Annotated in this window: 20 protein-coding genes; 11 read left to right on the forward strand and 9 right to left on the reverse strand. The window is 65.5% G+C overall.

Annotation, left to right across the window (positions count from 1 at the left end; all coding sequences use genetic code 11):
- The first annotated feature begins 143 nt into the window (after positions 1–143).
- Together AC1Q6V_RS03475 and AC1Q6V_RS03480 are read left to right on the forward strand one after the other, a co-directional pair.
- A complete protein-coding gene (locus AC1Q6V_RS03475) occupies positions 144–542 on the forward strand; it encodes a nuclear transport factor 2 family protein (RefSeq protein ID WP_454750195.1) in 399 nt (132 codons plus the stop codon).
- 99 nt (positions 543–641) lie between these two features.
- A complete protein-coding gene (locus AC1Q6V_RS03480) occupies positions 642–1,529 on the forward strand; it encodes a c-type cytochrome (protein WP_010813054.1) in 888 nt (295 codons plus the stop codon).
- 9 nt (positions 1,530–1,538) lie between these two features.
- On the opposite strand, the gene AC1Q6V_RS03485 is transcribed toward AC1Q6V_RS03480, so the two are convergent.
- Positions 1,539–2,627, reverse strand: coding sequence for an acyltransferase family protein (locus AC1Q6V_RS03485; RefSeq protein WP_439671764.1), 1,089 nt, complete (start codon positions 2,625–2,627; stop codon positions 1,539–1,541).
- Positions 2,628–2,958: 331 nt separating this feature from the next.
- Between AC1Q6V_RS03485 and AC1Q6V_RS03490 the strand changes: the two genes are divergently transcribed.
- The 3 genes from AC1Q6V_RS03490 (at position 2,959) to AC1Q6V_RS03500 (ending at position 6,241) form a co-directional block, all read left to right on the forward strand.
- Complete coding sequence (locus tag AC1Q6V_RS03490) at positions 2,959–3,423, forward strand: (2Fe-2S)-binding protein (protein ID WP_010813052.1); 465 nt, start codon at positions 2,959–2,961, stop codon at positions 3,421–3,423.
- A gap of 15 nt (positions 3,424–3,438) precedes the next feature.
- Positions 3,439–5,697, forward strand: coding sequence for a xanthine dehydrogenase family protein molybdopterin-binding subunit (locus tag AC1Q6V_RS03495; protein ID WP_454750196.1), 2,259 nt, complete (start codon positions 3,439–3,441; stop codon positions 5,695–5,697).
- Positions 5,698–5,953: 256 nt separating this feature from the next.
- The gene (locus AC1Q6V_RS03500) at positions 5,954–6,241 is read left to right on the forward strand and encodes a hypothetical protein (protein ID WP_037023964.1); all 288 of its coding nucleotides are present in this window, start codon (positions 5,954–5,956) and stop codon (positions 6,239–6,241) included.
- A 19-nt stretch (positions 6,242–6,260) separates the two neighbouring features.
- Here AC1Q6V_RS03500 and AC1Q6V_RS03505 read toward each other — a convergent pair whose 3' ends face one another.
- Positions 6,261–7,799: an MltF family protein gene (locus AC1Q6V_RS03505; RefSeq protein ID WP_454750197.1), complete on the reverse strand. Its 1,539-nt coding sequence runs from the start codon at positions 7,797–7,799 to the stop codon at positions 6,261–6,263.
- A 179-nt stretch (positions 7,800–7,978) separates the two neighbouring features.
- On the reverse strand, positions 7,979–8,398 hold the full coding sequence (locus tag AC1Q6V_RS03510) for a hypothetical protein (protein ID WP_011614662.1): 420 nt from the start codon (positions 8,396–8,398) through the stop codon (positions 7,979–7,981).
- A 398-nt stretch (positions 8,399–8,796) separates the two neighbouring features.
- Between AC1Q6V_RS03510 and groES the strand changes: the two genes are divergently transcribed.
- From groES to AC1Q6V_RS03540, 6 genes are all read left to right on the forward strand, one after another.
- Positions 8,797–9,087 carry a co-chaperone GroES gene (gene groES, locus AC1Q6V_RS03515; protein WP_010813047.1) on the forward strand — a complete coding sequence of 97 codons (291 nt, stop codon included), beginning with the start codon at positions 8,797–8,799 and terminating at the stop codon, positions 9,085–9,087.
- A 46-nt stretch (positions 9,088–9,133) separates the two neighbouring features.
- Entirely contained in the window at positions 9,134–10,777 is a 1,644-nt protein-coding gene (groL, locus tag AC1Q6V_RS03520) for a chaperonin GroEL (protein ID WP_010813046.1), read from the forward strand.
- Between the two features lie 381 nt (positions 10,778–11,158).
- Entirely contained in the window at positions 11,159–12,118 is a 960-nt protein-coding gene (locus tag AC1Q6V_RS03525; RefSeq protein ID WP_011614663.1) for a fimbrial protein, read from the forward strand.
- Positions 12,119–12,664: 546 nt separating this feature from the next.
- Positions 12,665–13,903, forward strand: a complete 1,239-nt coding sequence (locus tag AC1Q6V_RS03530) for a pilus assembly protein TadG-related protein (protein ID WP_439668601.1) — start codon at positions 12,665–12,667, stop codon at positions 13,901–13,903.
- Between the two features lie 9 nt (positions 13,904–13,912).
- Positions 13,913–14,404, forward strand: coding sequence for a TadE/TadG family type IV pilus assembly protein (locus AC1Q6V_RS03535; protein WP_439668602.1), 492 nt, complete (start codon positions 13,913–13,915; stop codon positions 14,402–14,404).
- Positions 14,397–14,843 (forward strand): TadE/TadG family type IV pilus assembly protein, encoded by a 447-nt coding sequence (locus AC1Q6V_RS03540; RefSeq protein WP_439668603.1) that lies wholly within the window; start codon positions 14,397–14,399, stop codon positions 14,841–14,843. The genes AC1Q6V_RS03535 and AC1Q6V_RS03540 overlap by 8 nt, the downstream gene beginning before the upstream one ends.
- A 142-nt stretch (positions 14,844–14,985) precedes the next feature.
- Here AC1Q6V_RS03540 and AC1Q6V_RS03545 read toward each other — a convergent pair whose 3' ends face one another.
- The 6 genes from AC1Q6V_RS03545 to AC1Q6V_RS03570 all read right to left on the reverse strand — a co-directional run bounded on the left by AC1Q6V_RS03545 (position 14,986) and on the right by AC1Q6V_RS03570 (position 21,062).
- Positions 14,986–15,771 (reverse strand): metallophosphoesterase, encoded by a 786-nt coding sequence (locus tag AC1Q6V_RS03545; RefSeq protein WP_439668604.1) that lies wholly within the window; start codon positions 15,769–15,771, stop codon positions 14,986–14,988.
- Between the two features lie 210 nt (positions 15,772–15,981).
- Positions 15,982–16,956, reverse strand: a complete 975-nt coding sequence (locus AC1Q6V_RS03550; protein ID WP_454750198.1) for a type II secretion system F family protein — start codon at positions 16,954–16,956, stop codon at positions 15,982–15,984.
- 76 nt (positions 16,957–17,032) lie between these two features.
- Positions 17,033–18,010 (reverse strand): type II secretion system F family protein, encoded by a 978-nt coding sequence (locus tag AC1Q6V_RS03555; protein ID WP_454750199.1) that lies wholly within the window; start codon positions 18,008–18,010, stop codon positions 17,033–17,035.
- A gap of 44 nt (positions 18,011–18,054) precedes the next feature.
- Positions 18,055–19,425 (reverse strand): TadA family conjugal transfer-associated ATPase, encoded by a 1,371-nt coding sequence (locus AC1Q6V_RS03560; RefSeq protein WP_454750200.1) that lies wholly within the window; start codon positions 19,423–19,425, stop codon positions 18,055–18,057.
- A 50-nt stretch (positions 19,426–19,475) separates the two neighbouring features.
- Complete coding sequence (locus AC1Q6V_RS03565) at positions 19,476–20,669, reverse strand: CpaE/TadZ family protein (protein ID WP_454750201.1); 1,194 nt, start codon at positions 20,667–20,669, stop codon at positions 19,476–19,478.
- 54 nt (positions 20,670–20,723) lie between these two features.
- Positions 20,724–21,062 carry a hypothetical protein gene (locus AC1Q6V_RS03570; RefSeq protein ID WP_454750202.1) on the reverse strand — a complete coding sequence of 113 codons (339 nt, stop codon included), beginning with the start codon at positions 21,060–21,062 and terminating at the stop codon, positions 20,724–20,726.
- Between the last annotated feature and the right edge of the window lie 34 nt (positions 21,063–21,096).

Genomic DNA, 21,096 nt, shown 5'->3' on the forward strand with positions numbered 1-21,096 from the left:
TTTGGTAGAGACCGTCAGGCCTGCGGGTAAGCCAGTTCATAACCTCACGGGTAATCGCGCCACGGCCCCGCCGCGCCCATCATGCAGCCATGGCCTGACCTGAGGCCGCTATACGGATTCCCAACCAAGACCAGGAGTACGCCATGTCTGCCGCCATCCAAGCCCAAGCCACTGCCGATCCCGCCGCCCTTGCCGACCGCTACCTCGCCGCCTGGAACGAGACCGACGCCGCGCGCCGGCGCGAGCTGATCGCGCTGGCGTGGACGGAATCGGCAAGCTATGTCGATCCGCTGATGCGCGGCGACGGCCATGCCGGCATTGACGCGATGATCGCCGCGGTGCAGACGAAATTCCCCGGGTTCCGCTTTACCCGCGTGAGCCCGGTGGATGCCCACGGCGAACACCTGCGCTTTACGTGGGAACTGGGCCCGGCGGGAGAGCCGGCGCTGGTGGTCGGCACCGACTTCGCCACGATTTCCGCCGATGGCCGGCTGGCGCGCATGACCGGCTTCATCGACCGGGCCCCGGCCGGGCTGGCCTGACCGAGGCGCGCGCCGCCGCTATGTGGCCTGCCCCACCGACAGCCCCCCGCCCACTGGCGGCAAGCTGCTGCATCCAGTGCGGCAGACAGGGGAAGGCAAATGGCGCGATTTCTGCGGGTGGCGGCATGGGGGCTGGCCGGCACGGCTGTCGCCGTGGCCGTGGGGGCCTATGCCGCGGTATGGGTCGGCGAGCGCAAGGCGTCGCGCATTGTCGAGGTCAAGGTTTCACCCATCGCCATCCGTGAAGATGCCGCCGGCATCGCGCTCGGCAAGTACTTGTTTGAATCGCGCGGCTGCATGGAATGCCACGGTGCCGGCGGCGGCGGCAAGCAGGTGATCGACGACCCCGGCGGCCTGCGCGTGCGCGCGCCGGACCTGACGCGCGCCAATCCGGACATTGCCGCCTACCAGCCGGTTGACTGGGTACGGAGCATCCGCCATGGCGTGGCGCCCTCGCACCGGCCGCTGCTGATCATGCCCAGCGAGGACTACAACCGCCTGAGCGACGAGGACCTGGGCGCGCTGGTGGGCTACCTGCGCAGCCTGCCGCCGGCGATGGGGGCGCCTGCGGAAATCCGCATGCCATGGCTGGTGCGGGCGCTGTACGGCGTGGGCATCGTGCAGGACGCGGCCGCCAAGATCGACCACAGCTTGCCGGTGCAGCCTGCAATGGTGCCGGCGCCCACGGCCAGGTACGGCGGCTACGTCGCCAATGCGTGCCTGGGATGTCACGGGCCGGACTTCCGCGGCGGCAAGATCCCGGGCGCGCCGCCCGACTGGCCGCCCGCGGCGGACCTGCGCCCCGTGCCGGGCGGCGCCATGTCGCGCTACGGCCAGGCTTCGGCCTTTATCGCGATGATGCGCAGCGGCAAGCGCCCAGATGGCACCGAAGTAAGCCGCGTGATGCCGTTCGATTCGTTCGGACGCATGAACGATACCGACCTGACCGCGCTCTATCTGTTCCTGGCCGGCATGCCGCAGCGCTGAGCGCGCGCGTCAGCGCCGCGCCAGCCGCCGGCCGGCGGCGATGCCGGGCAGCTCCACCCAGCGGTGCAGCAGTAGCGCCAGCGCCAGCGCCAGGCCGGCATCGATGGCAAAGCGCAGCAGTTGCAGCGCGGTCTGGCCGGGCGCCAGTTCGGGCATCAGGCGCTTGACGCCCTCGATCACGGTGGGGTGCGTCAGGTACAGCGCATACGACAGTTCGCCCAGCCAGACCAGTACGCGCGGCACGCGCAGCACGCCGGCGTGCTCGGCCGCCACGGCGCCGGCCAGCAGCGCCGCCGCGGGCAGCCCGCGTCCGGCCAGGCTGAAGTCGGGCCCGACCAGCGGCAGCGACAGCGCGAACGCCGCGCAACCGGTTGCCAGCATGCCCACCGCGATGGCCGGCGTCAGCAGGTGGCGCCAGCGCCCGTAGGCCCACGCCAGTCCGCAGCCCAGCAGGAATTCCAGCACCAGCGGATTGCTGGCCATGGCCAGCCACGGCGTGGCGAACGGGTAGCCCTGCGCCGGATCTGCCGCCAGCGCGCCGAAGCGCCACCACGGCAGCACCAGCGTGGTCAACGCGAAGCCCCCCAGCACCACCAGCAGCGCGCGCCGCCCGGCCAGCAGCAGGCCGAGCGCGAAGGCGGCATAGAACGCCAGCTCATAGTTGAGCGACCAGCCCACGTACAGCGCCGGGTAGCCATAGTACGGCGCGTGGCCGGTGGCAGTCGGCAGGAAGGCCAGCGACGCCGCGAACACCGCCGGCGTGACCGGATTGAGCAGCAGCGCATGGATGGCCGACATGGTCCAGTACGGCGGCGCCAGCCGGCAGCAGCGCCGGATCATGAAGCTGAGCGGGCGCTCAGGCTGGGGCCGCGCCAGCACCGCGACCCAGGCGATGATGAAGCCGCTGATGACAAAGAAGACGTCCACGCCGGCATGGCCGCGCTTGATCACGTTGTCGGTCAGCCAGTTGAGCGCCGGCGCATCGGCGCCGCCCAGCGCCAGGCCGGAGTGGTAGACCACCACGAACGCGGCAGCCAGCCCGCGCAGGGCCTGGATGCTGTCGAGCCGCGCCACTGACGGGGACTGGGCCGCCGGCACGCGCGTGGCAGCGGTGGCGTGCGGGACCGGTGCCGTGGAGGCGCCGGAATAAGTGTGTTCTGGAACAGTCGATGGCACTGTTGCGGCGGCAGAAATCGGAAAGCGAAGGGATTCATGAGGGACAGCCGCCACATGCCCAAAGTTCGTGCAAAACGGCTTCGGGGGCAGGGTAGTGCGCATGGTGTCCGGCAAGGTGACCGAAATTGCACTATCCTCATTTGTCCTTTGCGCCAGGCTGCGGCGCATGGGCAGTGCCCGCGCGCCGCACGATTGCGCCCGGCGGGGGCACTGGAAAGAACCAGCGGGCAACGTACCCAAGGAGTGTCCCCCCATGACCACCCTCAATATCAACGTCAACGGCAAGACCCGTGAAGTCGACGTGGACCCGTCCACGCCGCTGCTGTGGGCGCTGCGTGACAACCTTGAAATGACCGGCACCAAGTTCGGCTGCGGCATGGCCGCATGCGGTGCCTGCACCGTGCACGTCAACGGCCAGGCTACGCGCAGCTGCGTGACGCCGGTATCCGCGGCTGCCGGAGCGCGCATCACCACCATCGAAGGCATCGGCACTGACAAGGTCGGGCGCGCCGTGATGGACGCCTGGCTCAAGCATGACGTGGCGCAATGCGGCTACTGCCAGAACGGCCAGGTGATGAGCGCCATCGGCCTGCTGCGCACCAAGCCGCGGCCTACCGACGCCGACATCGACCAGGCCATGGCCGGCAACCTGTGCCGCTGCGGCACGTACCAGCGCATCCGCGCGGCGATCAAAGACGCCGCCCGTGCGCTGGCCTGAGCGGGAGGAATGATAATGCGAATCCGAGGCATCGAGGCACTGGCCGGCGGCCAGGGCGGCAATGATGGCGAAGCGCGTCAGCACACCGGTATCGCCACGCTGGACCGCCGCAGTTTCCTGAAGCTGACCGGCCTGGCCGGCGGCGGGCTGGCACTGGGCGTGGCGCCGCTGGCGCAGGCGCAGGACGCGGCCAGGCCCAGGACCACAGCGCCGGCGCCGCAGGCGTTCCTGATCATCGCGCCGGACAACACCGTGACCGTGGCCGTGAACCGGCTCGAGTTCGGCCAGGGCGTGCACACCGCGCTGCCGATGGCGCTGGCCGAAGAGCTGGACGCCGACTGGCGCAACGTGCGCGCCACGCTGGCACCGGCGGGCGACCCGTACAAGGACCCCGCCTTCGGCATGCAGATGACCGGCGGCTCCACCGCGCTGAACCACTCGTTCGAGCAATATCGTGAACTGGGCGCGCGCGCCCGCGCGATGCTGGTGGCGGCGGCCGCGCAGCAGTGGAAGGTCGATCCGGCCAGCTGCAAGGTGGAGCAGGGCGTCATCACGTCCGGCAGCCATCGTGCCACCTTCGGCGAGCTGGCGCCCGCGGCGATGGAGCTGCCCGTGCCGCAGCGGGTCACTCTGAAAGACCCCTCGCAGTTCCGCATCGTCGGCAAGCCCACGCCGCGGCTGGATGCGCGCGGCAAGATGGACGCGACCACGCCGTTCGGCATCGACACGCACCTGAAGGGCATGGTGGTGGCCGTGGTGGCGCGCCCGCCGCGCTTTGGCGGCAAGGTCAAGAGCTTCAGCGCCGACAAGGCGCGCGCGGTGCAGGGCGTGCGCGGCGTGCTGCAGGTGCCGGTCGACCGCGGCGGCAGCGGCGTGGCGGTGATTGCCAGCGGCTACTGGCCGGCCAAGATGGGCCGCGACGCGCTCGACATCCAGTGGGAAGACGCGGGCTCGAAGGTGTCGTCGCAGGCGCTCTTCGATGAGTACGCAAAGCTGGCCGGCCAGCCCGGCACGGTGGCGCGCGCCGGGAGCGGGGATATCGGCTCGGCCATCAACGGTGCCGCGCGCAAGATCGAGGCCGACTTCCGCTTCCCGTACCTGGCACACGCGCCGATGGAGCCGCTGAACTGCACGCTGCAGCCGGAAGTGGCCGGCGGCAAGGTGCAGTCGGTCAAGGTCTGGGTGGGCTCGCAGTTCCAGACCGTCGACCAGGCCGCGGTGGCGCGCACGCTGGGGCTGACGCCGGACAAGGTGGTGCTCAACACCATGATGGCCGGCGGCGGCTTCGGCCGGCGCGCGGTGCCGACCTCGGACTACATCGTCGAGGCGGCCAACGTGCTCAAGGCCTGGGTAGCCGCCGGCCACACCGAGCCGCTCAAGGTGGTGTGGAGCCGCGAGGACGATATCCGCGGCGGCTACTACCGACCGCTGCACCTGCACCGCGCCCGCATCGGGCTGGATGCGCAGGGCAAGGTGGTGGGCTGGCAGCACACCATCGTCGGTCAGTCGATCCTGAAGGGCACGCCGTTCGAGCCCTTCATGGTCAAGAACGGCGTCGACGCCACCATGACCGAAGGCATCGTCGAGAACGACTATGACCTGCCGCTGCAGATGTCGGTGCACCATCCGCAGGTGGACGTGCCGGTGCTGTGGTGGCGCTCGGTGGGCAATACGCATACCGCCTTCGTCAAGGAAACGCTGGCCGATGAAATGGCCGCGGCCGCGAAGCAGGACCCCGTGGCATTCCGCCTGGCCCGGCTCGACGAGAAGAAGCACGCGCGCCACCGCGCCGCGCTGCAGCTGGCGGTGGACAAGTCCGGCTATGGCAAGCGCAAGCTGTCCAAGGGCCATGCCTGGGGCGTGGCCGTGCACGAGTCGTTCAACACCGTGGTGGCCTACGTGGTCGACGTCTCGGTGGTGAAGGGCGAGCCGCGCGTGCACCGCGTCACCGCCGGCGTGCATGCCAACCGCGTGGTCAATCCGATGTCCGCCGAGGCCCAGATCCAGGGTGCCTGCATCTTTGGGCTGGCCATGACCAAGCCGGGGTTTGCCATCGAGATCGAGAACGGCGCCGTGAAGAACAGCAACTTCCCGGACTATCCGCCGCCGCGCATCACCGATGCGCCGGTGGTGGACGTGTTCTTCGTGCCCTCGCAGGAGAACCCCACCGGCCTGGGCGAGCCGGGCGTGCCGCCGATCGCGCCGGCAGTGGCGAACGCGCTGTTCACGCTGACGGGCAAGCGCCAGCGGCAATTGCCGTTTGTGATGGCTTGATGGTCTGACCGCAGCCGGCCGCCGAAGGGGAGGTGCAGCCGCATCGCGCATCCCCCGAATGCGGCTGGCACGCGCTATTTGTTGTAATCGCACCAGTCTTTGCCGGGCCGTGGCTCCACCCTATTGCGTTTGCGCGGCGAGCCGCGTAGAACGGGAAAAACTGCGCGCAAGGAACGGCGCGGAAAAAAATACGCCAGCACCGCCCTGCCGCCGTGTTTCGCGGACCGGGGGCGTGCCCGGAGACCGAGGTGTGATCATGGAGACCCAGGAAAGTACGCTGACCCTTGCGCTGATGACCGAGCCCGCGCGGATCCGGATCTGCCGGGCGCTGCTGGAGGCCGGCGAGGCGGGCCTGCCGGCCACCGACCTGGCGCAGGTCGCACGGCTGAGCCTGGCGCGCGCCGGCCACGTGTTCCTGGAACTGGTGCAGGCCGATGTGCTGGCGCTGTCGATCCAGGAGCGCCGCGTTTGCTACGTGCTCAAGGCGCGCCGCGCCGTGACCGAGGCACTGGGCTATATCGACGCCAGCGGACTGGCCGACTGATCCTTGCGGCGTGGCCGGGCTACTTCCGGACTTCCTTCAGTGCCCGCTCACGCGCGGCCTCCCGGTCCTGCGTGAGCCGGTAGGCCGCGTAGTACTTGTAGATATTGCGCACATAGGTGGTGGTTTCGATGCCGATCTTCTCCGCCACCACGATCTCGACATTGTTGAACCACTTGTCGGGATCCAGCCCGCGCGCCGCAGCCTCCTTGCGCATCTTGGCGATATTGCCGGGCCCGGCGTTGTAACTGGCAAAGGCGAACAGTGGCCGGTTGGATTCCGAGAAATGCGCGTCGGGGAAGTACTTCGTCATCAGCCGGTCCATGTACTTGGCGCCGGCGTGGATGTTGGACTCGACCATCTGGATATTGCCCACGTTCAGTTCCTTGCCGGTGGCGGGCATGATCTGCATGATGCCGACGGCGCCCACGCGGCTGCGCGCCTGCTGGTTGAGCTGTGACTCCTGGAAGCCCTGTGCCGCCAGCATCAGCGGGTCGAAGCCATAGTCCTTGCCATACTTCTCGAAGAAGGCAACGGTCTGCTGGAAGCGCTTGTATTCGGCGTCCTCGGTGTTGTTCTTGATCTGCTTGACCCGGCGCATGGATTGCTTGATCAGGTATTCCGCCATGCCCTGCTTCTTGACGTAATTGACATAGAAATCGTCAATGACCTGCCGCAACTGCGGGCTGTCCTTGCGGAAGGCCCAGCCGACATAGCCGCCTTCACGCACCGCCAGGTCCTGGCGCACCTTGATGTCAGGCAGGATCTGCGCCCACATTGCGGCCTTCCAGTCGTCGACCACGACGATCTCCAGCAGGCCCGCGTTCAGCATCTCGAGCACGTCCTCGTCTTCAAGGGCATCGGGCAGCAGCACCAGCTTCATCGGCGCCTTGCCGGACTGGCGCAGGCGGTTGTTCAGTGCAGTCAGGCTGTCGTAGTAGCTGCTCGCGCGGCGCACGTGGACGGTCTTGCCCGCCAGGTCGTCCAGGCTCTTCAGCGCCGGCGACTTGGGGCCGGTCACGATCAGCTCGCGCACTGGCTTGCGGTCGCGCGGCGCGGCAAAGTCGACCATCTTCAGCCGGGCCTCGGTCTCGGTCAGGTTGCCGGCGGCGATATCGCCCAGGCCCGCCGCCAGGTCGGGCAGCAGCCGGTCGCGCGTGGTGGGGATGATGATGATGGTGAGCGGGCGCTTGCCCAGTCGACTGGCGTAGGTCTTGTTCAGGTAGCGCTCGAATTCCCGCACCAGTTCTGCGGTAATTCCGCGCTCGTGGCCTTTGTCGCTGAAGTAGAGGGTGCGGCTGTAAGGCACCAGCACGCGGATGACGCGACTGGTGACCATCACATCGAAGTCGCCCATGCGCGGCTTGTTGGCCAGGTTGAGGCCGCGCGGCCTGGCGACATCTGCCTTGCCGGTTGCGGCTTTCGCCGCGGGGGCCGCAACGGGCGCGGACGCCGGCGCCGGCTTCTGCTGCGCGGCAAACGTGCTGCACAGGCTGAGTGCGCCCACCAGGCCGGACAGGAGAAGGCCTGCGAACCAGTGGCGTGGGTGGGCAGCGGACATGGCGCAGATGGCAAGCCGGGCAGAAAGGCGCACGACTCGCTCGTATCGAGTCTAGGCGCGATCCTGCCTCTTGCAAGCCGCCAGGGTCCGGATGCTGCCGAAGGGCAAACGGGAGGGGTATGTCTGGCACGAAGAAGGTGGCCGGCTGATCCCGGCCACCCGTCTCGCAAAGGCTGGCGCTATTGCTTTGGTGCGGCCATTTCCTGCTTGGCCGTTGCATCGGCTGCCTTGTTCTCTACTTTGCGCTCCTGCTTGGCAGCGCCGACTTCTTCCTTGTACTCACCCTTGGCCGCCTTCTTCTTGGCCTTGTACTCGGCGGCGGCCTTCTGGCGCGCCTCGCGGCGTTCCACCAGCGGGTCCTTCGGCGGCTCGATCTGGGTCATGCCGGGCGGCACGCCCTGGCCGCCTGCCGGCGTGGCAGAGGTTGCCGGCATCGCCGGGGTCGCGGGCATGCCCTGGGCAGCAGGGGTTGCCGGCGTGGCCGGGGTAGCGGGGGTGGCGGTTGTCTGGGCAATGGCCGCAGCGCAGCTGAGGCCAGCCAGGCCTGCGGCAATCACGCTGGCGATTCGGGTAAGGCGAGCAGGCTGTTTCGTATCCATGGAATACCTCCAGAGTCGCTGTCGGAGGCGCCGGCAACGGAAGCGCTCGGCGCGGCGTACGCCGTACATCCGGCCAAGACGGGCGCGCGGCGACAAGCCCAGTCTAGGTAGCGGCACCACGTTGCGCTGTCAGGCACACGCCCGAATGGGTGCCGGGATTATTCCTACAGGCGGGTCGTTGCCGGCCGGGAGCCCATGCCGCGCAAGGCATCAACCGCTCCTCGGGAAAACCCGCATCACACCCGCGTCTTGAAATGCCCCTACCCCGTCCCTATAATTAGCACTCGTCAGGGGTGAGTGCTAACAGCCTCCTGCGACACCTGAACATTTCTGACGGCCGTCGCCTCGGTAGCCGGCCGATTTGTGATCAAAAACTCACTTTGTATCTAGGAGTCCGTATGAATCTGCGTCCTTTGCACGACCGCGTGATCGTGAAGCGTCTGGACAACGAAACCAAGACCGCGTCCGGTATCGTGATTCCCGACAACGCTGCCGAGAAGCCCGATCAAGGCGAAGTGCTGGCAATCGGTCCTGGCAAGAAGGATGACAAGGGCAACAACATCGCCCTCGACGTCAAGGTCGGTGACCGCGTGCTGTTCGGCAAGTACGCCGGCCAGGCCGTGAAGGTGGAAGGCCAGGAACTGCTGGTCATGCGCGAAGAAGACATCATGGCCGTGGTGAACAAGTAATTCACCAACTGACCGCCACCCCGTACAGATTTCAGGAGATTCAAGAATGGCAGCTAAAGACGTAGTGTTCGGCGACGCCGCACGTGCCAAGATGGTCGAAGGCGTGAACATCCTCGCCAACGCAGTCAAGGTGACCCTGGGCCCGAAGGGCCGCAACGTGGTGCTGGAGCGCAGCTTCGGCGGCCCGACCGTGACCAAGGACGGCGTGTCCGTGGCCAAGGAAATCGAGCTGAAGGACAAGCTGCAGAACATGGGCGCCCAGATGGTCAAGGAAGTGGCTTCCAAGACCAGCGACAACGCCGGTGACGGTACCACCACCGCAACCGTGCTGGCCCAGTCGATCGTGCGCGAAGGCATGAAGTTCGTCGCCGCCGGCATGAACCCGATGGACCTGAAGCGCGGCATCGACAAGGCTGTTGCCGCCGCCGTGGAAGAGCTGAAGAAGGTCAGCAAGCCCACCACTACCAGCAAGGAAATCGCCCAGGTTGGCGCGATCTCGGCCAACAGCGACACCTCCATCGGTGAGCGCATCGCCGAAGCCATGGACAAGGTCGGCAAGGAAGGCGTGATCACGGTTGAAGACGGCAAGTCGCTGGCCGACGAGCTGGAAGTCGTGGAAGGCATGCAGTTCGACCGCGGCTATCTGTCGCCGTACTTCATCAACAACCCGGAAAAGCAGGTTGTCCAGCTGGACAACCCGTTCGTGCTGCTGTTCGACAAGAAGATCAGCAACATCCGCGACCTGCTGCCGGTGCTGGAGCAAGTGGCCAAGGCCGGCCGCCCGCTGCTGATCGTCGCTGAAGACGTCGAGGGCGAAGCCCTGGCGACCCTGGTGGTCAACAACATCCGTGGCATCCTGAAGACCGCCGCCGTCAAGGCCCCGGGCTTCGGCGACCGCCGCAAGGCCATGCTGGAAGACATCGCCATCCTGACCGGCGGCACCGTCATCGCTGAAGAAATCGGCCTGACGCTGGAAAAGGCTGGCCTGAACGACCTGGGCCAGGCCAAGCGCATCGAGATCGGCAAGGAAAACACCATCATCATCGACGGCGCCGGCGACGCAGCTGCGATCGAAGGCCGCGTCAAGCAAATCCGCGCCCAGATCGAAGAAGCGACCTCGGACTACGACCGTGAGAAGCTGCAAGAGCGCGTGGCCAAGCTGGCCGGCGGTGTTGCCGTGATCAAGGTTGGCGCTGCCACCGAAGTCGAAATGAAGGAAAAGAAGGCCCGCGTGGAAGACGCCCTGCACGCCACCCGCGCTGCGGTGGAAGAAGGCATCGTCCCCGGCGGTGGTGTGGCCCTGCTGCGTGCCCGCGCTGCGATCTCGGCACTGACCGGCGAAAACGCCGACCAGAACGCCGGTATCAAGATCGTGCTGCGCGCCATGGAAGAGCCGCTGCGCCAGATCGTGCTGAACGCCGGTGAAGAAGCTTCGGTGGTCGTTGCCAAGGTTATCGAAGGCAAGGGCAACTACGGCTACAACGCCGCTTCGGGCGAGTACGGCGACCTGGTGGAAATGGGCGTGCTGGACCCGACCAAGGTCACCCGCACCGCACTGCAGAACGCCGCTTCGGTGGCTTCGCTGATGCTGACCACCGACTGCGCAGTTGCCGAATCGCCGAAGGAAGAATCGGCTCCGGCAATGCCGGGCGGCATGGGCGGCATGGGCGGCATGGAAGGCATGATGTAATTCATCGCCGACCGACTGCCCTCACGGGCAGGCTGTCTTGGAAAACCCCCGCGGGTGCGAGCCCGCGGGGGTTTTTTCGTTCCGGGCAGCGCGACGCTCGCGCCTTGCCATGCACGAGTGCAGAAAACTCTCACCCTGATCTAAGGCTTGCCCTATTTGTGGAGCGGAAGGCGCCGGCTACATTTCTAATCGCCGCCTATTGAACCCGCGGGCAAATCCCGGATCAACCCACCTCCTAGCATGGCTGCCATAGAAAACGAAATCACTACATCGCCACGACGCTGGCTGGTTCATGCCACCGCGCGCATCAGGCGCGTGCCTTCGGTGCTTGCCTGCGCGGCACTCATGTGCCTGGCATACGCCCAGGCGCATGCTGCCTGCATGGGAACCACCGTGACCTCGCCGTTCCTGCCGGCCACGGTGAGCATCAGCAAGACCACCGGCATCGGCCAGGTGATCTCCAGCGCCACCATTACCGTAACGGTGACGTGCGACGACACCGGACTGCGGCATCCATCTACCAATGGCTGGGCCCTGAACTACACGCCGCAGACGCCACTGGTGGCGACTTCGATCTCGCAGCAGACCTTTGCCACCGCCATGCCGGGACTGGGCTATCGCATGTACATGCCCGACGGCAACCTGATTGCACCGACCAGCTACGGCACCAACGGCGGCGACAACTTCGGCGCCAACTGCATGGGGGCGGCTTCGGGCGGGGTGCCTTGCACGATGCCGCTGGGCACCTCGACCCAGACCTTCCGGTTCCGGCTGGACCTGGTGCGGACCAGCACGGTGCTGACCAGCGGCACGTTCAGTGACAGCCTGATGCGCTTCGGCTACCAGGACAGCTGGACGGGGGGCTCGGGACCGGGGCCGTGGACGGCCCAGTTCGGCGAGCAAATGACTTCGCCAGTGACCTTCCGCTTCATTCCGCCAAGCTGCAACCTCAGCGCCGGCACGGCGAACCAGGTCATTACCTTGCCCAAGATCAGCGCCTCGTCCCTGCCCACCATCGGCTCGACCGCGGGCGCGACGAGATTCGGGCTCACTCTCGAGAATTGCGTCACCCAGTCGATCGTCACGATGAACATCAGCGGCGATGCCACCGCCGTGGGCAGCGTCCTGCGGAACAACGGCTCGGCGCAAGGCGTTGGCCTGCAGATGCTGAATGGCGGCCCGGCGGGCACCCCGCTGCCGCTCAACGCCGATGTCGGCATGGGCAATGTCGGCGCGGCAATGACCATGGCCATTCCGTTGGGGGTGAGGTACTACCGGGTAGGCCCGGTCACGCCAGGCACGGTCGACAGCGTGGCAACGGTCAATTTCAACTACAACTGAAGGGGAAGCCGCTCGCGAGAGCCCTTGCTTTGGTGCCGGACTCACGGAGAGCGTCATCCGCCTGTTGGCCGCATGACGCTCAATTGGTGGCCGAGGTATGAGTCAAATCTGTAACACACCTCTGTGCAGCAGGCAGCCTTTTCCACGCGCTTGTAGAGCCGAGCAGGCATAGCAAGCAGGCTTCTGAGCCCGGTAAGTGACCTTGATCGCACCATTGAGGCGAGGCATGCCGATTTGCATCGGCATTGGGCCGGAAGCCGGACTCGCTGGTCAGGGGCTGCAATATCCTGGCGAGTCGTCCAGCGTGCCCTCTCCAGGCTGTGTCCCTACCTACTGATTCCGCCATTGGGCCGATACCAATTGCCGTTGGCATGACCAAGAATGCATGTACGAAGCCAGGTATCGGGATGTTCCCGGTGTAGTCAGCCGGACGCCTAAGTGTGTCGCTCGCAGCCGTGGACCTCGGCAATGACAGCAGACCTGTGAGGCTATTCCCGTTATCCGCCCAAGCTGGGTGCTCATGTCTCTTATCCAAGGGCGATGCATATGTCCACGTATAGCAAAAAGAAGGCAAAAGGGGTCATTCTTCCGATCGTGGGCCTGACCCTGGCCGTGTTGCTAGGCATGGCCGGTCTGGTCATCGACCTTGGGGGCATGTTTGTCGCGAAGACCGAGCTACAGTCGGCCGTCGATAGCTGCGCGCTGGCCGCGGCGCAGGAACTCGATGGCGCTGCGGACGCCCTGACACGGGCTACGAGCGCTGGGCTGACAGCTGGGAACGCCAACAAAGTCAGGTACCAGAAGGGCTCGGCGGCCCTCGTCGACACTGACGTCACCTTCAGCGATACGCTCAACGGATCCTACAGCTCGACCTTCACGCCTGTTGCCAACGCGCGCTACGTGAAATGCGATCATCTTACGAGCGGGATTTCGGCCTACCTGATCCAGATGGTCGGAGGCCCCTCCAGCAATGCTGTTGCTGCCGTCGGTGTTGCCACCCGCACTCATGCCCAGAGCACCTGTCCCATCCCTGTTGGCTTGCTTCCCAAAGCGGGGGCTATCGCCCCTGACTATGGATTTGCGATTGGTGAATGGGTAACTGTGCTTTACGACGGCACCAGGACGGCCGCTCCCGGGGAAATGGGCTGGTACAACCTCGATGGATCCACTAACGCCAACGAGACAAAACAAGAGATGGCCGTCGGGTACTGCAACTCCAAGGTCGAAGATACGCTCCGGACCCCTGGGGCGAAGGTCGCCGTGGATGACCAGTGGAACAGCCGCTTTGGCATCTACAAGAACAACGGCGACATGTCGCTCATGCGGCCGGACTTTACGGGATATGCCTACACCACCACGAACTGGCCGAATGGCAAGCAGGCATATTCCGGTTCATCAGGTGGTACTGACCCGACTGCGACCAATTTCAAGACCAAGCGGCTGACGTTCGCAAGCTACGCGGATACGGGCACGGATGTCCAGGCCGGCGACACGATCACCAACCTGAACATGAAAGGCGGCTACAAGGATCTGGCTGTGCCAGGCGCCAATGGCGATCATGCAAAGCTGGGGATGAGTCGCCGCCTTGTGATCGTGCCAGTCATATCGACGGCTTCGAAAGTTGTGGACTTCGCCTGCATGCTCATGCTGCAGCCGATCAGCGGACCTACTGAAACGGTTCAGTTCGAATACCTGGGTAATGCGGCGACGGTCAGTAGCCCGTGCACGACCAACGGCCTGGCCGGTGGCAATTTCGGCCCCATGATCCCGGCGCTTGTCCAGTAGGGGAAATCAATGAAGAAGCGACAAAAAGGTGTGGCGCTCGTCGAGCTCGCCATCACAATTTCCTTACTACTGGCGATCTGCTTCGCCGTCACTGAGTTCGGCCGGGCAATCTACACGTACAACACATTGGCCAAATCAGTCCGTGATGCGGCCCGCTACCTGAGTACGCAGGCGGCGGGCAACGCGGCTGCGCACGCTATGGCGAAGCAACTGGTCGTGTATGGTACGCCGGTGGCTACCGACGGTCAGCCGACCCTGGCGCCTGGCCTGAAAACCAGCATGGTAAGCGTCTGCGACGCCGCGGATCCGGCATGCGCTTCCAATATGGGCCAGGGCGCCAGTCCTGCAATCAATACTGTGACGGTCCGGATTTCCGGCTATACGTTCACGCCTATCCTGGACCTGCTCGGATTTACGCGGTTTTATACCGGCGGCAGCGATTCACTTACGTCGATTTCCTTCAGCGATATCTCAGCTACGATGAGGCAGGCTTATGAATAGGCGTCAGCGAGGTGCGACAGCGGTGGAATTCGCCATTGCGGCAGTGCTCTTCTTTGGGTTACTGCTTGGCATATTGGAGTTCGGACGGGTGCTGTATACGTGGAATGCCGTCGCAGAAGCCACCCGGTGGGGAGCGAGGCAAGCGGTTGTCTGTGGCAGAGGATCGCCATCAGTGCTCAACCGAATGCAGGAAATTCTGCCAAGTCTCAAATCTGCCAATGTCTCTGTCAACTGGTACGACGCAAACGGACTGAGCGCCAGTTGCGACAGCGCATCCTGCACGGGAGTCGCTGTCAGCGTGACGGGATTGGCCGTTTCCCCGGTCTCTCCGGCGGCCTGGGTCGGATTCTCCAGCCTGGCTGTACCCGGATTCCTGACTTACCTTCCCAGGGAGATCATGGGACAGGACGCGGGTAGTAGCGCTGTCTGCGACAGCTGAAAATCCTGGTCCAGAAAGCCCCCGCCGGTGTCCGCGGGGGTTCTTTCTTTTGTGGCCCGGCGGCTGGTCGGAATTCGACCGTGGCCTACCACAGCACCTGTGCTGCGGCTCCGTCAGCCAGCCATAAGAGGATGGCACCGCTTCAGACCTCGACCATGCAGCACCAGTCGAAACACTTGTTTTCCAGCTCGCCGGTGCGGCGGCTGACGTAGCCGCGCGGGTTGCAGACCACGCGCGAATCGTCGATGCAGTAGTCGAAGCTGGTGTGGGTATGGCCGTGGATCCACAGGTCCGCCTGCGCCACCAGGTCGGGCCGGCGCGACAGGAAGCCGCCGGAGACCAGGTCGTGCGAGTAGCGCGGGTCCAGGCTGCCGAGGTCAGGACCGTGGTGAGTGACCACCACGGTCCTGCCATCGTAGGGTTGTGCCAGTTGCGCCGCCAGCCAGTCCGATGCTGCCTGGTGGCGTGCCAGTGCGTCCTGTGGCATGAAATGGCGCGGACGGCCGTCGTCGCCGTGGAGTTCGATCAGCCGGTGGTCCAGCATCACCGCCGCACAAGCCTGCATCGCGTCTTCGCGCCGGTCCGTGCCGAACAGCGTGTAATCCGTCCACCAGGTGGTGCCGATGATGCGTACGCGTCCATGTGCGCCGTTGAATTCGGCCACAGCGCCATTGAGCACTTGTATGCCTGGGTGCTCTTCGGTGGCTTCCGCCATCAGGCGATCCACCGTCTCGAAGTTGCTTTCGTAGTATTCGTGGTTTCCCGGCACGTAGACCACCGGCTGGCTGAAGGTGCGCGCAGCCCAGTCGATGCCGTCGCGCCCGTTGGCGATGTCGCCGGCCAGCACCACGATGTCGGCATCGCAGGCGGGCACGGACTGCGGCATGTTGTGCTCGATGTGGAGGTCGCTCAGGATGCGTAGCTTCATCGGGACTCCGGAGGCGCTTGGGGCTCGCTGCATGGGCCGCTACGGCGGCAGGCGGTTGCCTGCATTCTTAATAAGCCAGCCCGTCAGGTCAAGTCCCGCGGATCCCACCGAAAAGCAAAAAAGCCCGGAACCAGGTCCGGGCAAGTGACTGTCTAGCCGGCATTGCACCGGGAGACAGCCGGGGGAAACGATCGCGGTTTCCCGGAAGTATTACCCTCCCTGTCCGGCCATGGTCGGCAGTAGGACGCGATAGATCTGGATAAAGGCTGGCCCGAGCAGCACCAGCAACAGCGACGGGAAGATGGTGAAGATCAGCGGGAACAACAGCTTGAGCGCGATCTTGGCGGCTTGCTCCTCGGCCAGCATGCGGCGTTTGGTGCGCAGCATGTCGGACAGCACGCGCAGGGACTCGCCCAGGCTGGTGCCGAACCGGTCCGCCTGGATCAGCATGGAGGCAAACTTGTCGACGTCTTCTACTCCGGTGCGCAGCGACAGGTTCGACAGTGTCTTTTCCTTGGAGAAACCTGAGCGCAGCTCCAGCAGCATCAGCTGGAGCTCATCGGCCAGCACCGGGCAGCGCAGCGCCAACTCGTCGGCCACGCGCATCAGCGCGGCATCAAGCCCGAGGCCGGCTTCCACGCAGACTGTCAGCAGGTCGATCACGTCCGGGAACTCTTCGAACACCGTGCGCTGGCGTTGCGACAGCTTGCGCGCCAGCACGACATTCGGCAGGTAGTAGCCGATGGCGCCCAGCACCGCGAGCAGCGAGAACATCATGTACTGGTCCTGGAACCCCGGACGCCCGCCTACTGCCACCAGCCCGATCATCGGCAGCGTGATGGCCAGCACCGTCTTGGCGCCAAAGTACAGCGGCGCGGCGCCGGCGTTGCGCCATCCGGCGTTCATGAAGCGCACGCGCAGCTGCGAGTTTTCCCAGCCTTCCTTGGGTAGCGACAGCCGCGATACGGGCTGCGACCATTGCACGAGCTTCTCGACCAGCGCCTGCTGCCTGCCCCGGTCCGCGCCGGGTTGCCCCGCCTGGCCGGCGAGCTGCTCCGCCCGGCCGCGCATGCGGTTCGGCGAGAACACATAGAGCACGCCGAACACCGTGCCGAACGCCGCCACAAAAATCAGCGCCAGCACGACAAACTGGCCTGCCTGAAACCCCTGGATAATGCCTTGCATGATGGACTCCCGTCAGGATAGCTGTCCGGCCCTGCATGTTGAGACCCTGCGTTTCTTCCGTCCCGGCTTTGGGGCCTCATACGTGGATGCGGATGATCTTGCGCATCCACAGCACGCCAAAGGCCATCGACATCAGCGCGCCGCCGACCATCTTCAAGCCAATCGGGTCTTTCCACAGCACCTCCATGAAGCCCGGATTGACCACCATGACCATCCCCGCGGTGCAGAAAGGCAGCAGGCCCAGCACCCACGCGGACATCTTGCCTTCCGCCGACAGCACGCGGATCTTGTCGTACAGCTTCAGGCGCTCGCGTACCATGGTGCCGATGGTGTCGAGGATCTCCGCCAGGTTGCCGCCGCTTTCGCGCTGGATCAGCACCGCGATCACGAAGTAGCGCAGGTCGCCCACCGGCACGCGGATGGCGAGGTTGGTCATGGCCTCGTCCAGCGCCACGCCGTAGTTGATCTCCTCGAAGGTGGTGCGGAACTCCGGCCCGATCGGCGCCTTCATCTCCTGTCCGACCATGCCGAGCGCGCCGCTGAACGAGTGGCCGGCGCGCAGCGCACGGCTGATCATATCGACGGCATCCGGCAGTTGCGCCTCCATCTGCTTGAGCCGCTTGCCGCGCAGGCGCACCACATGCAGCACCGGCAGGAGGGCGGCCAGCGCCGCGCCGCCCAGCATCAGCGGCACAGGCACCGGCACCAGCGGGATCAGCGCGACCGTGCACAGCCCTACCATCGCGCAGTAACCCAGCAGCTGCCCTACCGACCAGCTGCTGCCGGACTGTTCCAGCCAGCGGTCCAGCGCGCCGATGCGGGGCACGCTCATCAACCAGCGCTGCATGCGTGGCGATCCGGACAGCAGCCGCTTCTTCAGGATCGATAGCTGCTCAGCGCTGACCTGTCCACCCGCGGACAGCGCCCGGAGCCGTGCCTCGATGCGCCTTGCCGCCGGGCCGTGCGTGCTGTTCCACCACAGGTAGATGCCCTCGACACAGAGCACCACGGCCACGAACAGCAGGATGCCGAAGGCATAGAAGATCATGCTCATGTGTGTCTCCCCGGTGGTGTTCGTTGTGTTTGTCCGTTGCAGGCTCAGACTTCGTAGCGCTTTGCCGGGTCGTAGGTCTCATCGGGCAGTCCCACGCCAAACACCCGCAGCCGCTCGGCAAACTTCGGGTACACCCCCGTGGCGCGGAAATGGCCGCGGACCGTGCCGTCCTTGTCCACGCCGGTGCGCTGGAACGTGAAGATCTCCTGCATGTTGATGATGTCGCCCTCCATGCCGGTGATCTCCTGGATGCTGACGATCTTGCGGCGCCCATCGTTCATGCGCGCCGCCTGCACGATCACCGTGATGGCCGAGGCGATCTGCTGCCGCATGGCCTTGGCCGGCATGGTCAGGCCGGCCATGCTGACCATGTTCTCCAGGCGCGTCAGCGCATCGCGCGGCGTGTTGGCGTGGATGGTGGTGAGCGAGCCCTCGTGGCCGGTGTTCATCGCGTTGAGCATGTCCAGCGCCTCGCCGCCGCGCACTTCGCCCAGGATGATGCGGTCCGGGCGCATCCGCAGGGCATTTCGCACCAGCGCGCGCTGCGTGATCTCGCCCTTGCCTTCGATATTGGGCGGGCGCGTTTCCAGCCGCAGTACATGGGGCTGGCGCAGCTGCAGTTCGGCCGCGTCCTCGATGGTGACCACGCGTTCGTCCTCGGGGATAAAGCCCGACAGGATGTTCAGCAGCGTGGTCTTGCCGCTGCCGGTGCCGCCCGACACCAGCACGTTGACCTTGGCCTGCGACAGCGCCTGCAGCAGCTGCGCCATCGGCGGCGTCAGACTGCGCAGATCGACCAGGTCGGACACCTGCAGCGGATTCACGGAGAAGCGCCGGATCGACAGCAGCGGCCCGTCGATTGCAGAGGGCGGGATAATGGCATTGACGCGCGAGCCGTCCGGCAGGCGCGCGTCCACCATCGGGCTGGTCTCGTCGATGCGGCGGCCCACGCGCGACACGATCTTCTCGATCACCTTCATCAGGTGCGCGTCGTCGTAGAACAGCACGTCGGTCAGTTCCAGCTTGCCGCGTCGTTCCACATAAGTCTGGCGCGCGGTGTTGACCAGGATGTCCGACACCGTGGGATCCTTCAGCAGCGGCTCCAGAGGGCCGAAGCCAAACATCTCGTCATAGATCTCCACCGTCAGCTGGCGGCGCTCGCTGTCGTTGAGCAGCACCTTCTGCTCGTCGATGATCAGGTTGACCAGCGTGGCGATCTCCTGCCTTACCTGCTCCTGCGGATAGCGCGCCAGCCGCTCAAGCTCTACCCGGTCCAGCACGGTTTCATGCACATCGCGCTTGAGGGTGTGATAGCCCGATGACGTCGGCCTCGCGGATGCTGAAAACTGGATCGCGGCGTGGCCGTTGGCGATGAGTGCGGGGCCGGCACCAGCCAGCTGTTCGCGGATTGACATGTTGGGCTCCTTCAAGTCGGAATCTGTTGACCGGACCAGGCCGGCTGCAATCAGGTACTCTTCGCGCGCAGCATCAGCCGGCGCAGCGGTGATACGGGTTCAGGCCGGCTACGGCGCTCGGGTTCCGGCGTGGCCAACAGCTGCGTGGACAAGGACTGCAGCGCGCGTGCAATGGCGCTACGCCGGCTCAGCTTGGCAACAGGCTCCCCATGGCTCACGGCTTCTTCCACTGCCGAGGGGTCGTCGGGCAGGGAAATCGCCGCCTTCATGCCGAAGATTTCCTCCATCGTTGCGCGCGGTACCTCGTTCTTGCGGCCGGTGCGGTTCAGCACCAGCTGAATCTTGTCCGCCGGGTAGTGCAGCGCGCGCAAGATGTCGACCAGGCGGCGGCCGGGACGCCCGAAGGCGACCGTGGGCTCGGCCACCACGCAGATGCGGTCGCTTTGGTCCAGCACGCTGATCGACAAGGGGTCGATACTCTGGCCGATGTCGAAGACGACGAAGTCGTAGTTGGGCTGCATCACGGAGAGGATCCACTCCAGCTTGTCCTTCTGGATCTGCGTGGCCTTGACGGGATCCGTGGCTCCGGCGAGCAGGTCGAAGCCCTTCTCCACGTGGACCAGGCAGGCATCAAGGAAGGAGGCGTCCATCCGGTCTATCTGACCGCAGATGTCGGGCAGCGTAGAGGGCGGGGTCTTGTCGCTGACGATATGGGTGAGGTCGCCGAAGTGCCGGTTCAGATCCACCACCAGCACTCGCTTACCCTGGTGCCTGACCAGCGCGTCGGCCAGGTTGGCAGCCACGAAGCTGGTGCCTGCGCCACCCTTGCAGGAGATCACGGAAATCACCTGCGCGGTCTCGTGCACGCGCGGCACGTGGGTCGCTTCCACGCGCTTGAGCGCCTCAGCCAGCTGGCCCTTGTCCAGCGGCCACGACAACACGTCGCGGATGCCGGCGCGCATGGCCTTGATCAGCACGTCGGAGCCCGGCGCCTGCGTGATCAGGATGCATGGCAGATCGGGATGCTGCTGGCGCAGGGTTTCGATGGCCTGCATCTGGGTAGGTCCGATGGCGGGCAGCTCCAGGATCAGCAGATCGGCCATGCGCAGACGGTTGGCATGGAACGGGAAGCGAGCCAGGCCCTCCTGCAGCAACATGGCCTGGAAGTTCCCGACCACGACGCTGAGCCGGTTGATCTCTGCCAGGCGGTCGGCGTCTTCGGATGTGATCAGGATCTTCAGCATGGTGTCATCTCCAGTTTTCAGTCATCTCCGAACCTCACTCCATGAGCACTGAGCTCAGCGTGAGCCGCCGCCGCCCATGCCCACGCCGCCATAGCCGCCGGCGCCGAAGTCGATCGTCATGGCGGGCGTGCCGCCTTGCTGGCCCTTTGACAGCGAACGGTCGAAGTTCCTCATCGCCGCCACGGCCGTCTTGCCGTCCGTTCCGGTGACGGTGGGCAGCCCGGCGGGCGCGTCAGGATTGATGATCTGCATCTGCGTGACGGTGGCCAGTGCCACACCGCGCTGGCCGTCCCACACGGGCGTCGAGGTCATGCAGGCCGACAGCCCCAGGCAGGCCAGGCTGCCCAGCGTCAGGACGGCGGCGCCGCGCGAAAGCTTCAGTGTCTTGCTCATGGTCGTTCTCCGATTCTGCTGGTGGCGCGGCGGA

This window comes from Cupriavidus sp. GW823-FHT07B10, assembly GCF_058794355.1.